This window comes from Methylobacterium sp. 190mf, from assembly GCF_900107945.1.
In the GTDB taxonomy this organism is placed as follows: domain Bacteria; phylum Pseudomonadota; class Alphaproteobacteria; order Rhizobiales; family Beijerinckiaceae; genus Methylobacterium.
Genome location: NZ_FNVI01000018.1, coordinates 107,439 through 121,522, shown reverse-complemented (window position 1 = coordinate 121,522; position 14,084 = coordinate 107,439). Strand labels below are relative to the sequence as shown.

Here is a 14,084-nt window from a genome sequence, read left to right as displayed (position 1 = left end):
GTCTCCCTCTCACGCGTCGCCGGCAGCGGCGAGCAGGCTCGGCGTCCGCAGGACCTCGCTCGCGGTCACCGGGTCGAGGTCGCCGAACCGGTGGGTCGCCGCGGCGCGCCAGCCGGTCTCCGACAGGGTCAGGGTCCGCAGCGTCTGGATCCCGTCGCCCTCCGGGCCGGGCCGGTGCCAGAACCCGTCCTCGAATCGGAGGACCGCGACGAGGCGGGTGCCGTCGGGCAGCGCGACCGGGCGCTGCACCGCATGGACGTGCTCGCTCCCCGTGTCGGTCGACCAGCCCTGGGGCCGCAGCCCCCGCAGGCGGCGGCCGCCCACCCGGACCCCGTCGAAGCGGTGGGTCTCGGCGGCGCCCCGCTCGGCCTCGGTGAACGCGAAGGTCTCGCGGGCGATCTGCGGGAACGGCTGGGCGATCTCGTAATCGGCGAACAGGCCGCTCCAGGCGGTCCGTTCCTCCGGGTCGAGGTGCAGGGGGTGGACGAGGCCGACCACGCCCTCGGCCGCCGCGACGTCGAGGGCGAGGGCGTGGTCCGCGGCGTCGGTCGGCGAGAGATCTTCCGCGAGGCGGAAGACGTGCCCCGGCGGCGTCGCGGGCGCGGCGTCCGGGTAGAGGCCCCAGACGAGCCGCCCGGCGAGGTGGCGGATCAGCGGGTGGGCGGCGAAGAACGGCCAGAACACCCCGGGGGCGACGCGGCGCTGGGACGCCAGCATGGCCTCGAGCCGGGTGATCTGCAGGCCGGCCGCCGCCTCCGCGTCCTTGCGCAGGGCCGCCCAGTGCCGGGACGCCGCCTTGGCGGATTCGGGATCGTCCGCCTTGGTCGGGCGGGGCAGGGCGGCGAGCCGCCGGCCCTCGGCGTCGCGCAGGACGGGCTTCAGGGTCTCGTCGAAGCCGACCCGGAACCGGCGCTCCCCGAAGGACAGGTCCAGCCCGCCGCGCGCGTCGAGGCCGAGATCGGGGGAGAGCCGGTCGGCGAGGTCGACCTCGTCGAGGCCGCGGGCCTCGGCGGCGTCGACGATGGCGGCGCGGGCGGCCTCGCGCAGTTGCAGCAGCGGGCTCTTCTCGGCGATGGCGCTGAGGTTCATCAGCGCCACGTCGGTGCCGATCCCGGCGAGCACGGCGATGCCGGCCTTGCCGCGCGGCTTGAGGCCGGCCTGCCCCCAGGCGCGGATCTGCCGGGTGAGGTCGCGGGCGGCGTGGTCGCCCCCGATCAGCGCGAGCGCCTGCATCGCCCACTCTCCCGTCGCCTTGGCGCCGGCGGCGATCCAGGACTGGAACAGCGCGACCGCGAAGGCGTCGAGGCTCTCCGGCGTGCAGGCGGCGCGGACCTGCGCGGCGCCCGCGTAGGGCGCGAGCGGGTCGGAGAAGGCGAGCATCTCGCACAGGGCGGTGACGGCGGCGTCGGGCAGGGCGCCGCCGCTCCGCAGGACCGGGCGGGGCAGGGCGGCGGGGACCACCCAGTCGGGGAGCTTCGGCGGCTTGGACGGCACCTGCTCCAGCGGGTCGCTGTCGACGCCGGCGGCCACCGCCCCGGGCACGCCGGGATCCCGCTCCGCGTAGGCCGCGACGGCGGCGTCGAGGGCGGCGCGCCCCGCGGGTTCGGCGGCGAGGAAGCGCAGGGCCGCGTCGGCCGCGTCGCGGTCCGGGCCGGCGGCCCCGAGGGTCTCGGGAAGGAGCCGCAGCGCGGCGGTGCGGGGATGGGCGCGCAGCCACGCGGCCGCGGCCGGCCGCAGCTTGCGGGTGCGGTGGAACGCCCGGGCGGCGACCGGGGCGAGGTCGGCGGCGTCCACCGGCTCGACCTCCGGCAGGAGCTGCGCCGGATCCGCCGCGACGAGGCGGACGAGGCCGGGCACGGCCCGCGCGCCGAAGCGCGACAGCATCACCGCGATGGTGCGCCGCCACGCGACGTAGTGGGCGCGCTGCGGCCCGGTCTTCTCCCACAGCATCAGCGCCAGGGGCTCGGGCTGCCACCCGACCATCCGGAACCAGGGCCCGTAGTTGAAGTAGAAGAAGCCGGTGAACGCGTCGCGGTCCAGGTCGAGCCGGCGGTCGAGCCAGGCCAGGGCGGTGGCCGGATCCGCGTCGGCGGCGGGCACGGGCTCGGCCGGCGGCGGGATCGGCATGTCGTAGAGCGCCTCCGCCTCGGTGGCGCGGATCCGCGCCGCGAGGTCCGTCATGGACTCCACCAGCGTCCCGGCCTCGAAGTAGAAGGTGCTGCGGTCGAGGGCCTCGTCGGGGTCGAAGCCGTGCGCGAAGGGCGTCGGGATCGGCGCCACCGCCCGTTCCGACCGGGCGCGCGCGGCCCCGCGCCGCCGCCAGGGCGGATCCCGGAGCACGGACGGCAGGGCCTCGGGGGCCGCCTGCGGCGCGCTGCCGGCGGCGAGCAGCCGGTCCAGGCGCCCCGCGCCCCGGCCGCCCTCGGCCGCCGCCCAGGCGCGGGCGGTCTCGTGCCCGTGGCGCGCGGCGAGGGTCACGGCCCTGGGGCCGTAGGCGGGCTCCCCCTTGCCCTGGAGCGCGCCCAGATAGGCCCGCAGCATCCAGTCGGGGAAGGCCGCGTCGGCGGCGTCGAGGGCGTCGCGGACCAGCTTGGTGCCCACGAAGGGCAGGAGCGCGTCGAGGGCGTCGGCGGCGCGGGTCTCCAGCAGGGCCCGGGCGACGATCGTGCGCTCGGGGCCGACCGCCCCCTCCAGGAGCCAGACGAGGCCGGGGGTGGCCGGCTCGCCGGCCGCGTCGGCGACGGCGATCACGGTCGCGGCGGCCTCCTCGGCCCCGACATCGCAAGTCGCCAGCGTCGCCCGGTGATAGGGCGCGGCGTACCAGGGCGCGGCCTGCGCGGGCGGCAGGTCGACGATCAGCGGCAGGGCGACGTGGGAATTGCCGTAGGCCTTGGGATCGGGCGGGTCGCAGCGCGCCAGCACCGCGCGGGCGGAGAGGGCGTGGTCGGCGCCGGGCCGGTCGTCCGCGAAGATCACCGCGAGCCAGCGGGCGAGGGTGGGCTCCGGGTCCGAAGCGGCGAGCCGGAGGGCCGCGTCCAGGGCCTCCGCGTACGCCGCCTCGGGGGCGGCGACCAGGGCCGCCCGGAGACCCAAGGTGGTGGGGATGTCCCAGGCCGAGACCGGGAGCGAGCCGTAGCGGCCGGAGGGACGGGGCCGCAGCCGGTCGAGCAGGGCCACGAGCGTCCCCCCGGTGCCGGAGCGGGCCACGAGCCAGCGGGCGAGATGCGTGAACGCCGCCCGGGCCGCCGGCCCCTGCGGTCCGGGCTTGGCGCCCCAGGGGCGCTGGCTCAGCGCCGGGCAGGCCGCCTCGAGCCGCTCCAGCCAAGCGCGGACCTCGTCCGGGTCGAGGGCCGGCGGCGCGCTGTCGAGCCGGGCGGCGAGGGCCTCGGCCGGCGCGCGCGCCTCGTCCGGGGCGGCCTCCAGCAGCGGGCGGATCCGCGCCGCGAAGGCGGCCCAGTCGGCGGCGGCGTCGAGGGGCGCGCCGGGCCGGCTGCGGGTGGGCAGGGGCGTACCGGTGAAGATCGGGACGCGGCGCGCCTCCGCGCCGGCGGCGGGGGCGGGCGACGTCCCGGCGGTCCCGGTCTCAGCGAACCGGGCCTCGGCGACCTGAGCTTCGGCCGCCGGGGATGCGGCGGCGTTGCCCGTCGCCGCGGCGCCCGCTCCGGAGGCCGGATCCGGTCCGGCCGGCGCGGCCTCACCCGCCGGGCGATAGCCCTTGCCGGTCTTCTCCCGCACCAGCCGGTCGAGTTCGACCTGGGCCGCCTGCGCGCTCGGAAAGCTCTTCGTCTTGGACTGCCCCTGCGTGCCGATCCGGCCGAATCTCACGATGAGAACGCTGTCCTCGGCTCCGGCCTCCCAGAACTTCGCGGATGTTCCCGCCGTCAGCTCGTAACGCTGCATGCAGTCCTCTCCCCGTGGCGCGGCGGTAAAATTTTCCTTGTCGCGGCTCAGGTCAACCCATGGCGGGCGAGCCGCGCGGCGACCCGCGCCTCGCGGGCCAGGGCCTCGGCCTGATCGGCCGGGCGGGCGCGCTGGCGCATCCAGGCCAGGGCCTCGACCTCGGCCCGGGCCTCGCCGAGGCCGCTCCGGCGCAGGATCGCGACGGCGATGCGCTCGCGCTCCCGGGGCGGGAACCACGCGAAGGCCATCCGCAGGGACGGCAGCGCGCGCAGGAAGTCGTCGTCGCCCCAGGCGGCCACCAGACCCTCGACGGAGGCGAGGGTCGCGTCGGCGGCGATCTCCTCGCGGGCGAGGGCGAACAGGCCGGCGAGGAAGTCGCCGAGCGTCGCGGGCAGGCCGAAGCGGCGCAGCCAGGCCAGGGCGGCCTCCGGGTCCGATCCGGCCGCGCCGCAGGCGACCCGGAAGCCGAGCGCCGCCCCCGCGAGGGCCGGCGGCGTCGCCGGATCGGCGAGGCGGCGGCCGAGCATGGCGGAGAACGGGGCGCGCAGGTCGTCGAGGCCCGGGATCTCCGCGCCGACCTCGCGGAACAGGTCGCGGCAGGCGAGGACCAGCGGGATCGCGCCGAGCCCCGCGCGGGGGTCCTGGACGGCCTCGACGACGAAGAGCGCCCGGGCCGCCAGGACGGCGCAGAGGCGGGCCAGGGCCGGCCGCGCCGGCGCGAAGGCGTCGCCGAACCGGTACAGCCGCACGATCCCGGCCCCGGCGGCGCCCAGGGCGGCGGCGTCGTGCGCCGCCGCGATGCCCGCGCTCAGGCGGGCGAGCAGTTCGCCCTCCAGGGTGAGGCCGGCGAACAGCGCGTCGGACAGGGCTCCGGCGAGGATTCCGAGGGAATCGGGCGCCGCCTCGACCCGGGCGGTGATCCGGGCGGAGGCGGCCATCTCCAGGGTCCCGCCCCAGAGCGAGGCCTCGATCAGGGCGCCGAGCCAGTGCGGGTGGCGCACGAGCGTGAAGCGCTCCCGCGGCAGGCCGGGCCCGGCGCGGTCCGGGCCCTCGCGGGCGATCCCCGGCAACCCGAGCAGGACCAGCCGGTGGAGCAGGTGCGCCCGCGCCCGGTCACCGGGCTCGGCCCAGTCGAGGTCGACGCTGCGGCGGGCCGGCCCCGGTTCCAGGTCGGCGGCGCGCAGGCGCTCGGCGACGTCGGCCACGAGGGGCGGCTGCCGGGTGCCGGGGGCGAGGCGTCCCTCGCGCGGGCCGGTGAGCGCCCGCAGCATCGCGGCGAGCGCCGGGTGGCCGGGCGCGGCGCGGCCGGCCACCCAGGCGGGCGGGCGGTCGAGGGCGTCCTTCACCAGGGCCGCGAGGGCCGCGTCGATCAGGTCGGCGCGCAGGATCGCGGGATGGGCGCGCAGCCGGGCAAGGGCCTCGGCGTGGACCCGCCAGGCGACGCGGTCGGCGGTGGAGACGACCTGCCCGGCCTCGCGCAGGGCCGCGGTGATCGCCGTCATCGCCCAGTCGGCCGCGGGGGCGAGGCCCGACTCGGCCACGCGCTCGTAGTAGCCCGGCGCCGGCATGCCGGCCGCGTAGCCCGAGAACCGGTCGAGCCGGGGATAGGCGTAGGGCACCACGTAGCTGCCGGTGCGCAGGTCCGGCTCCGGCGGCGCCGGCTCGGGCCGGGTCCCGTCCGCGCGCGCGGCGTGGCGCCGGACGGCGTCCGCGTGCCAGCCGCCGCAGACGAGGACGACCGGCCGGTCGCCGGCCGCCCGCAGGGCGTGGGCCGCGTAGGCGCCCATGAATCGCTCGCGGGCCTCCTCGGCGGGATCGTCCGTGCCGGGCGGGCGCAGCAGGGCGAAGTAGCGGTCGAGCCGGGCCGGCAGCTCCGCCTCGGGCGCCGCCTCGGCGAGGACGTCCCAGAGGGCGTCCTGGTCGGCGACGCCGAGGGCGGCGGCCAGCGCCCGCTCGGCCGCCTCGGCGCGCGCCCCGTGCGGGTCGGCATAGCGGTTGGCGCGGCGTCCGAAGGCCGGGTCCCAGGCCGGCAGGTCGCAGAACAGCGTCTCGGCACCCACCGCCCGGCCCGCCTCCAGGGCCTGCCATTCCGGCGAGAAGGCGCAGAACGGCGTGTAGGAGGCGGCGCTGCCCGCCGCGTCGGCCCGGAACGAGAAGATCGCCACCGGCAGGTCGTGGCCGAGGGCGAGGTCGGGCAGGTGCGGGTTGAAGTCGACCGGCCCCTCGATCAGCACGCAGGCCGGCCGCAGCGCCGCGATCGTGCGCCGGACGAGCCCGGCGCAGGCCGGGGAATGGTGGCGCACGCCGATGACGGTCAGGCGGCCGGGATCCGGCGCGGGACCGCTCATTGCGGGGTTCATTGCGGGGTGAGGAGGTGCCGCGCCGCGTAGAACTCCCGCCACGCCGTGCCGGAGCGGCGGCTGACACGCTGGTCGAGGTAGCGGCGCAGGCGGGCGAGGTCCTCGGCGTCGTCCTTGGCGGCGGTGCCGGCGAGGCAGGCGACGATGTCCTCCGGCCGGCCGGCATCGCCGCGCAGGAAATGGCCCTTCACGCCGATGGCGTGGGCGACGCTGACCGCCTCCGCGGTGCTCATCACGGACGAGAGCCGCTCCATGCCGGTGCCCTCGGTGTCCACGGCCTCGCGCAGCTCCCGGAAGCAGGTCACGAGGAGTTCGAGCACCTCCGGATCCGGGGCGCGGGGCACGCCGGAGCGGGCCAGCAGGGCGGTGGCCTCGCGCTGCACCAGGGCGAGCTCGGCGTCGAGATCGGCGATCGGGAAGACGGTCTCGAAGCCGAACCGGCGCTTGAGGGCCGCCGACATCTCGTTGACGCCCCGGTCGCGGGTATTGGCCGTGGCGATCAGGTTGAACCCCTCCCGGGCGTAGACCATCCCGTCCGCGCCGGTGAGTTCGGGCACCGCGAGCACCCGGTCGGACAGGACCGAGAGCAGGCTGTCCTGCACCTCCAGCGGGCAGCGGGTCAGCTCCTCGAAGCGGACGATCCGCCCCTCGCTGAGGCCGGTATGGAGGGCGCCCGGCACCAGGGCGCGCGGGCTCGGCCCCTCGGCGACGAGCAGCGCGTAGTTCCAGCCGTAGCGGATCTGGTCCTCGGTCAGCGACGCGCCACCCTGGATCGTCAGGGTCGAGCGCCCGCTGATCGCGGCGGCGAGGAGCTCCGAGAGCAGGCTCTTGGCGGTCCCGGGCTCGCCGATCAGCAGCAGGGCGCGGGAGGTCGCCAGGGTGACCATGGCCCGCTCCACGAGCGCCGGGGCGCAGACCACCTTGGCGGGCGTCGCGCCGTCGCCGCAGATGAAGCGCCGGACGGCCTGGAGCGAGAGCTGCCAGCCCGGCGGCCGCGGCGCCGGATCCTCCGCGCGCAGGCGCGCGAGTTCCGCGGCGTGGGCGTCCTCGGCCGGGGGTCTCTGACGCGCCTCGCGATCACCGCCCGCCCGCACCGCCTTCGCCATGCACCCGTCCCCTGCCGTCGCGCCGACCCTGTCGGCGACTCCTGCGATCGGCAGAGCATGCCCCGGCACGCGCGGGTTTCTCAAGCGTCTCCGCGCATCTCCAAGCATCGGCCACCCGGCCGGGGATCCGGCACCGCCCGGGGCGCGGCGGATCGGGCGTAGTCCCGAAGAAAGCCTACATCGACACCAAGCACAGCATCAGGATCGCGATCTCGAAGACGATCCAGCTGCCGAAGACGACGACCAGCTCCCAGTCGGTTCTCTCTCTGGTCTTGGCCAAAGCGTACATGTTCGACCTCCTCGCGGAGCCCGATAGGCCGCAAGCGAATTCAGTCACCACGATGGAATGCAACGCGTCCGAATATTCAAACAGATTCTGCCGCGGATTGCAATTGTGCGCGGCGGCTCAACTCCGTACATAAATCAATACATTGCCTCGCGGAACGGGCTCGCGCCCCGTCTTCGATGCAGAAATATCGCATCGCAGCAAGTATTGTCCCGCAACCCCGGCGCCCGCGCCGGTCCGGTCGCGGCGGCGTGAACGGGATCCGTCCGGCCGCGTTGCCCCGGTACGTCCGGAGAGGCGGCCTGGGGAAGCGCTTGAGGATTCGCACATGAAGACGCTGATCAGCCTGACCGTCGCCGGCCTCCTGGCGACAGGCGCGGCCGCCACGGCCGCGGAGAATACCGGGACCCGCATGCAGGGTTCGCCCAACGCGGCCGGCTACACGGGCCAGGGCGCAACGGGCAAAGGCGAGACGACGGGCACGACGACCGGATCTCCGGGCTCGGAGATGCCGAAGCAGGACGGCCGGATGAAGGGGCCGCCGAACGCGGCCGGATTCCAGCCCGGCGGCAGCGATGGCGGCTCGGCCGGAGCCTCCGGCCGTCGCTGATCTTGCCCTGCCCGGGGCCGCTGCCCGGCGGTCTCCAGGCCGGGGACCCGGCGTCGTGATTGATGCCGAGGCCCCGGCCGCGATAGGCCTGGACGGCGGCCGGACGGGCCGCGCAACCCGGAAGCTCCCATGAAACACGGCGCGCGCAACGACATCCCCGCCACGGTGACGGCGATCAAGCGCGGGGACGTGATGGCCCAGGTCGAGGTGGAACTGGTCGGCACCGCCTACCGCATGGCCTCGGTCATGACGGTCGACTCGCTGGAGGAGCTGGGCCTCAAGGAAGGCGACACCGTCCACGTGCTCGCCAAGGCGGTGAACGTGCTGCTGGTGAAGCCGTAGCGGCCTGCGCGGCCGGCATACCGCCGTCATCCCGTTGTCATCCCGTCGTCATCCGGCCGGCCTAGGGCGGCGCCTCCCGCCCACCCGACCGGCTGCGCTCACCCGATGGATTGGTTCGACCTGCCCGAAGACCCCCAGCCGCCGTCGGCCGCCGACGAGAGCCGGATGCGGCTCTACATCGCCGTTGGGCTGATCGGCATCGGCGCCCTCGGCATGGTCGGCGGGATGCTGCACATCCTCCCCGCCTGACGACCGTCCCGCCCGGCGACGGGCGCGGCCGCGGCTCGGGCGCCGTCAGGCGGCGCGATCCGCCACCGGCTCCGCAGTGGGCGCGGCGCGGTCGGCCGGACCGGCGCGCCCGAACCGCGCGTAGAGCGCCGGCAGCACCACCAGGGTCAGCAGGGTCGCGCTGATCAGGCCGCCGATCACCACGGTGGCGAGCGGCCGCTGCACCTCGGCCCCGGTGCCGGTGGCGAGCGCCATCGGCACGAAACCCAGGGAGGCGACCAGCGCGGTCATCGCCACCGGCCGCAGCCGGGTGAGGGCGCCCTCGCGGATCGCCGCCCGCAGCGGCCGGCCCGCGGCGACGAGCTGCTTGATGAAGGTCAGCATCACGAGGCCGTTGAGCACCGCCACCCCCGAGAGCGCGATGAACCCGACCGCGGCCGGCACCGAGAGCGGCATCCCCCGCAGCCACAGGGCCGCGATGCCGCCGGTGAGCGCCAGCGGCACCGCGCTGAACACCAGGAGCGCGTCCCGCGCGCTGCCGAGCGCCGAGGTGAGCAGCAGGAAGATCAGGAAGAAGCACACCGGCACCACCACGGTGAGCCGCGCCTGAGCCGAGGCGAGGTTCTCGAACTGGCCGCCCCAGGTGACGTACGAGCCCGCCGGCAGGGTCACCTGCGCGGCGACCTTCGCCTGCGCCTCCGCCACCAGCGAGCCGATGTCGCGCCCGCGGACATTGGCGGTGACCACGACCCGGCGCCGGCCGTTCTCGCGGCTGATCTGGTTCGGCCCCTCGCTCACCGAGAACTGCGCCACCTGCCGCAGGAGCACGGAGGCGGCCTTGCCGTTCGCGCCCGGGGGCAGGGGGACCGGCAGGTTCTCCAGGGCCTCCCGGTCCTCGCGGACCTGATCGGTCAGGCGCACGACGATCGGCACGCGCCGGTCGCCCTCGAACACGACCCCGGCGTCCCGACCGCCCATGGCGGCGCCGATCACGTCCTGGATCGCCCCGGTGCTGAGGCCGAGCCGGGCCGCCTCGGTCCGGTCGATCCTGATCTCGAAGACCGGCAGGCCGGTGATCTGCTCGACCTTCACGTCGTCGGCGCCCGGGATCCCGCGCAGGATCGCGGCGATCCTGTTGGCGGTCTCCAGCATCGGCTCGAAGGCGTCGCCGAACACCTTCACGGCGAGGTCGCCCCGTGTCCCGGCGAGCAGCTCGTTGAAGCGCAGCTGGATCGGCTGGGAGAACTCGTAGACGTTGCCGGCGAGCTCGCCCAAGGACGCCTCGATCCGCTCCTGCAGTTCGGCCTTCGACAGGCCCGGGTCGGGCCAGTCCGCCTGCGGCTTGAGCATCACGAAGGTGTCGGAGGAATTCGGCGGCATCGGGTCGGTGGCGACCTCGGCGGTGCCGGTCTTCGAGAACACGTAGGCGACCTGCGGGAACTTGGCGATCGCCCGCTCCACCTTGAGCTGCATCGCCTGCGACTGGGTGAGGGAGGTGGACGGGATCCGTGTGGCGTTGAGGGCGATGCTCTTCTCGTCGAGCTGCGGGATGAACTCGGTCCCGAGCCGGGTGGCGAGCAGCCCTGCGCCCGCGAGGAGGAGCAGCGCCGCCCCGACGAACGGGGCGGGCGCCCGGATCGCCGCCGCGAGGACGGGCCGGTAGAGCGCCTTCAGGCCCCGGACGAGGGGGTTCTCGGCCTCGGTGACCCGGCCGGTCAGCGCGATGGCGATCAGGGCCGGCACGAAGGTCAGCGACAGCACGAAGGCCGCCGCCAGGGCGAGGATGACGGTCAGCGCCATCGGCTGGAACATCTTGCCCTCGACCCCCGTGAAGGTCAGGAGCGGGACGTAGACCAGCATGATGATCGCCTGCCCGTAGAGGGACGGCGCGATCATCTCCTCGGCCGAGTCCCGCACCGTCTCCAGGCGCTCCTCCAGCACGAGCGGCCGCCCGAGGGCGTGCTGCCGCTCGGCGAGGTGGCGCAGCGCGTTCTCGGTGATGATCACCGCCCCGTCGACGATGAGCCCGAAATCCAGCGCCCCGAGGCTCATCAGGTTCGCCGAGATCCTCCCCTCGACCATGCCGGTCACGGTCATCAGCATGGCGGCCGGGATGACCAGCGCGGCGATCAGCGCCGCCCGGATGTTGCCGAGCAGCAGGAACAGGACGACGATCACGAGGGCCGCGCCCTCGGCGAGGTTCCTGCCCACCGTGCGGATCGTGGCCTCGACGAGCTGCGTCCGGTCGAGGACGGTCTGGACGACGATGCCGGGGGGCAGGGCCCGCCGGATCTGATCCATGCGGGCATCGACGGCGGCCGCCACCGTGCGGCTGTTCTCGCCGATCCGCATCAGGGCGGTGCCGATGACGGTCTCCTGCCCGTTCTCGCTCGCCGAGCCGGTGCGCAGGTCGCGCCCGATCCGCACCGTGGCAACGTCGCGGATCCGCACCGGCACGCCGCCGCGGCTCGCCACGACGACGTCGGCGATCGCCTCCGGGCTCTCCAGGCGGCCGGCGGCGCGCACGACGTAGCTCTCGCCGTTATCCTCCAGGTAGCGGGCGCCCTGGTTCGCGTTGTTGGCCTGGAGCGCACGGGCGACGTCCGCGAAGGACAGGTCGAGGGCGGTGAGCTTCGTGGGGTCCGGCTGGACGTGGTACTGCTTCTCGAAGCCGCCGATCCCGTCGACGCCGGCGACGCCCGGGACGGACTTGATCTGCGGCCGCACGATCCAGTCCTGCACCGTGCGCAGGTAGGCGACCTGCTCCAGCTCCGTCCTGAGCGCCTGGCCCTCCGGGGTCCGGTAGCTCCCGTCCGTCTGCCAGCCCGGCCGGCCCGCCGGCACGGCCGCGCGCTCAGGCAGCGGCGCGTACTGGACCGACCACATGTAGATCTCGCCGAGGCCCGTGGAGATCGGGCCCATCCGCGGCTCGACCCCGGAGGGCAGCTCCTCCCGCACCTGGGCGATGCGCTCGGCGACCTGCTGGCGGGCGAAGTAGATGTCGAGGGACTCGGCGAAGACCGCGGTGATCTGCGAGAAGCCGTTGCGCGAGAGCGAGCGGGTGTACTCAAGGCCCTTGATGCCGGCGAGCGCCGTCTCGACCGGGTAGGTGACCTGCCGCTCGACGTCGGCCGGCGACAGGGACGGGGCCAGGGTGTTGATCTGGACCTGGTTGTTGGTGATGTCGGGCACGGCGTCGATGGGCAGCCGCGTGAGCGCGGCGGCGCCGAAGGCCGAGGCCAGCAGCACGAGGAGCAGCACCAGCCAGCGCTGGCGGACCGAGACGGCGAGGATGCGGCTGATCATCGTCCGTCTCCTCAGTGGGCGTGGCCGGCGTCGGCCTTGCCGAGCTCGGCCTTCAGCAGGAACGCGTTGCCGACCGCGATCTCGGCACCGGGCTCGAGCCCGGCGGTGACCTCGTAGGCCTCGTCGTCGGAGCGGCCGAGGGTGACCGGCCGCTTCTCGAACCCCTCGGCCGTGCGCGCGAAGACGACGCTCCGGCCCTCGACGGTCTGGACCGCCGCCTTGGGGATCCGGACCGGGACCGAATCCTGCGCGATCTCGACCTCGGCGGTCACGAAGGTGCCGGGCCGCCACGCGAAGTCGGGGTTCGGCAGGGCGACCACCACCCGGGCCGAGCGCGTGTCGGGGTTGAGGAAGGGGCTGACGAAGATCACGCGGCCCTCCGCCCGGCGCTCCGTCTCGCCCGTCCGGCCGGGCGTGACCGTCACGCGGGCGCCTTCCCGGACCTGGGCGAGGTCCACGGTCGGCACCGACAGCTCGATCCAGACCGTGGAGAGGTCCGCCACCGTGTAGAGGTCGGCCGGATCGCCCTCCTTGCCGACCGCCGTGCCGACATCGACCTTGCGCTCGACGATGCGGCCGGCGAGCGGCGACCGCAGGGGATAGCGGCGCAGCGTCGACTGGTTCGGCGTCGCCTCGTCGCGCTTCTGGGCAGCCGCCACCTCGGCGGCGTCGAGGCCGAGCGCCGACAGCTTCTGGCGGGCGAGGTCGACCCGGAGCCGGTTCTCCAGATAGGCGGCCCGGGCGGTCTCGAACGCGGCCTCGGAGGCGCTGCGCGAGGCGAGCAGCTTCTGCTGGCGCTCGAAGTTGATCGTCTGCAGCTCGGCCTGGACCTGGGCGGTGAGGTACTCGCTCTTGGCGTCGGCGACCTCGCGGCTGTCGAGGATGGCGACGACCTCGTTCGCCTGCACGGCGTCGCCGAGGCGCTTGCGCATCTCGGCCACGGTCCCGACCACCCGGGCCGGGACCCGGGCGATCCGGTCGGTGTCGGGCGTGATCGTGCCGGGGACGAGGAGGTGGCGCGCCAGCGTGCCGCCCTCCACTCTGCGCGTGACGATGTCCTGGCCGGCGACCTGATCGGGCCGCATCCGGATCGTGCCCGCCTCGTGAGGCTCGTCGGCGCCGTGCGCGTCGCCGTGCTCGTTGCCGTGCGCGTGGTTGTGCGCGTGGTCGTGGCCGGCGTGATCGTCGCCCGCGTGCGGGTCGGGCGCGGCTTTGGGCTGGTCCGGTGCGGCAGCCGCGTAGCGCTGATCGTGGTCGTCGGCCGGGGCGCGGGCGAGCCCGACGGACGCGAGGGTCTGCCGGAGACGGTCGGGCAGGGTCGGGGCGCCGGGGGCGGCGGCGCCGAGGGCGAAGCCGGCGGCCAGGAGTGCCGCGGCGGCGGCCACGGACAGGATGATGCGCATGGGGAAGCTGCTCGGCCGGGAGGGCGGGGTGCCGCGCGCGGCGGTCCCGGAGGGTCCCGTTCAGGTGTCGCGTGGGGGTGAACCCGGAGCCGGTTCGGCAGCCGGGCGGAGCGCCGCCCGCGGGCGGCGTCAGCTCACGCGCGCGGAGGCCGCGGCAGGCGGTCGGGACTGACGGAGGGGCGGCCCTGGGCGAGGGCGCCCGGCAGCACCCGGCCCGGAGCGGCCGGGGGCGCGATCTCGGTCGCCTCCAGGCGGGCCGCCTGATGGCAGCCGCAATGGAGGTGCTCCGAGAGACCGGGATCGACGGTCGCGGGCGCCGCCGGCGCGTCGAGGGCCGGGCCCTGGCCCCGGTCGTGGTGGCCGCCCGCGTGGAAGGCGAGATCCGCCGCGAGGCCGACGCCCGGAGCGGCGACGGTCAGCGCCAGGACGAGCGCGAGCGCGCGGGCGGCGAGCGCCCACCAGCCCCGCGCCCCGGCCGGGCGCCTATGCCGAACCCCGAAGGTCATCGCGGCCCTTATGAGCCATCCGAGGCCGGGGGCACAA

9 protein-coding genes are annotated in these 14,084 nt (G+C 75.5%); 3 read left to right on the top strand and 6 right to left on the bottom strand.

Annotation, left to right across the window (positions count from 1 at the left end; translation table 11 throughout):
* Nucleotides 1-9 precede the first annotated feature (9 nt).
* The 3 genes from C4T42_RS20995 to C4T42_RS20985 are packed head-to-tail and all read right to left on the bottom strand — an operon-like array spanning nt 10 to nt 7,366.
* Nucleotides 10-3,900 (bottom strand): DUF4132 domain-containing protein, encoded by a 3,891-nt coding sequence (locus C4T42_RS20995; protein WP_103985823.1) that lies wholly within the window; start codon nt 3,898-3,900, stop codon nt 10-12.
* Nucleotides 3,901-3,947: 47 nt separating this feature from the next.
* Nucleotides 3,948-6,248 carry a DUF5682 family protein gene (locus C4T42_RS20990; RefSeq protein ID WP_244603251.1) on the bottom strand — a complete coding sequence of 767 codons (2,301 nt, stop codon included), beginning with the start codon at nt 6,246-6,248 and terminating at the stop codon, nt 3,948-3,950.
* A gap of 8 nt (nt 6,249-6,256) precedes the next feature.
* Nucleotides 6,257-7,366, bottom strand: coding sequence for an AAA family ATPase (locus C4T42_RS20985; protein WP_103985821.1), 1,110 nt, complete (start codon nt 7,364-7,366; stop codon nt 6,257-6,259).
* 614 nt (nt 7,367-7,980) lie between these two features.
* Between C4T42_RS20985 and C4T42_RS20980 the strand changes: the two genes are divergently transcribed.
* The 3 genes from C4T42_RS20980 to C4T42_RS32020 all read left to right on the top strand — a co-directional run bounded on the left by C4T42_RS20980 (nt 7,981) and on the right by C4T42_RS32020 (nt 8,853).
* A complete protein-coding gene (locus C4T42_RS20980) occupies nt 7,981-8,262 on the top strand; it encodes a hypothetical protein (RefSeq protein ID WP_020095099.1) in 282 nt (93 codons plus the stop codon).
* Nucleotides 8,263-8,391: 129 nt separating this feature from the next.
* Nucleotides 8,392-8,604 (top strand): TOBE domain-containing protein, encoded by a 213-nt coding sequence (locus tag C4T42_RS20975; RefSeq protein ID WP_020095100.1) that lies wholly within the window; start codon nt 8,392-8,394, stop codon nt 8,602-8,604.
* A gap of 105 nt (nt 8,605-8,709) precedes the next feature.
* Nucleotides 8,710-8,853, top strand: a complete 144-nt coding sequence (locus tag C4T42_RS32020; RefSeq protein WP_020095101.1) for a hypothetical protein — start codon at nt 8,710-8,712, stop codon at nt 8,851-8,853.
* 45 nt (nt 8,854-8,898) lie between these two features.
* Here the strand turns inward: C4T42_RS32020 and C4T42_RS20970 are convergent, their stop codons facing one another.
* The 3 genes from C4T42_RS20970 to C4T42_RS20960 all read right to left on the bottom strand — a co-directional run bounded on the left by C4T42_RS20970 (nt 8,899) and on the right by C4T42_RS20960 (nt 14,047).
* Nucleotides 8,899-12,138: a CusA/CzcA family heavy metal efflux RND transporter gene (locus C4T42_RS20970; protein WP_103985820.1), complete on the bottom strand. Its 3,240-nt coding sequence runs from the start codon at nt 12,136-12,138 to the stop codon at nt 8,899-8,901.
* Between the two features lie 11 nt (nt 12,139-12,149).
* Nucleotides 12,150-13,541: an efflux RND transporter periplasmic adaptor subunit gene (locus C4T42_RS20965; protein ID WP_103985819.1), complete on the bottom strand. Its 1,392-nt coding sequence runs from the start codon at nt 13,539-13,541 to the stop codon at nt 12,150-12,152.
* A 134-nt stretch (nt 13,542-13,675) separates the two neighbouring features.
* Entirely contained in the window at nt 13,676-14,047 is a 372-nt protein-coding gene (locus C4T42_RS20960; protein WP_020095104.1) for a hypothetical protein, read from the bottom strand.
* Between the last annotated feature and the right edge of the window lie 37 nt (nt 14,048-14,084).

Excerpts from the sequence above, each read along its gene's own strand:
- C4T42_RS20995 (WP_103985823.1), bottom strand. The coding sequence starts at position 3,900 with ATGCAGCGTTACGAGCTGACGGCGGGAACATCCGCGAAGTTCTGGGAG.
- C4T42_RS32020 (WP_020095101.1), top strand. The coding sequence starts at position 8,710 with ATGGATTGGTTCGACCTGCCCGAAGACCCCCAGCCGCCGTCGGCCGCC.
- C4T42_RS20980 (WP_020095099.1), top strand. The coding sequence starts at position 7,981 with ATGAAGACGCTGATCAGCCTGACCGTCGCCGGCCTCCTGGCGACAGGC.
- C4T42_RS20975 (WP_020095100.1), top strand. The coding sequence starts at position 8,392 with ATGAAACACGGCGCGCGCAACGACATCCCCGCCACGGTGACGGCGATC.
- C4T42_RS20965 (WP_103985819.1), bottom strand. The coding sequence starts at position 13,541 with ATGCGCATCATCCTGTCCGTGGCCGCCGCCGCGGCACTCCTGGCCGCC.
- C4T42_RS20970 (WP_103985820.1), bottom strand. The coding sequence starts at position 12,138 with ATGATCAGCCGCATCCTCGCCGTCTCGGTCCGCCAGCGCTGGCTGGTG.
- C4T42_RS20985 (WP_103985821.1), bottom strand. The coding sequence starts at position 7,366 with ATGGCGAAGGCGGTGCGGGCGGGCGGTGATCGCGAGGCGCGTCAGAGA.
- C4T42_RS20990 (WP_244603251.1), bottom strand. The coding sequence starts at position 6,248 with ATGAGCGGTCCCGCGCCGGATCCCGGCCGCCTGACCGTCATCGGCGTG.
- C4T42_RS20960 (WP_020095104.1), bottom strand. The coding sequence starts at position 14,047 with ATGACCTTCGGGGTTCGGCATAGGCGCCCGGCCGGGGCGCGGGGCTGG.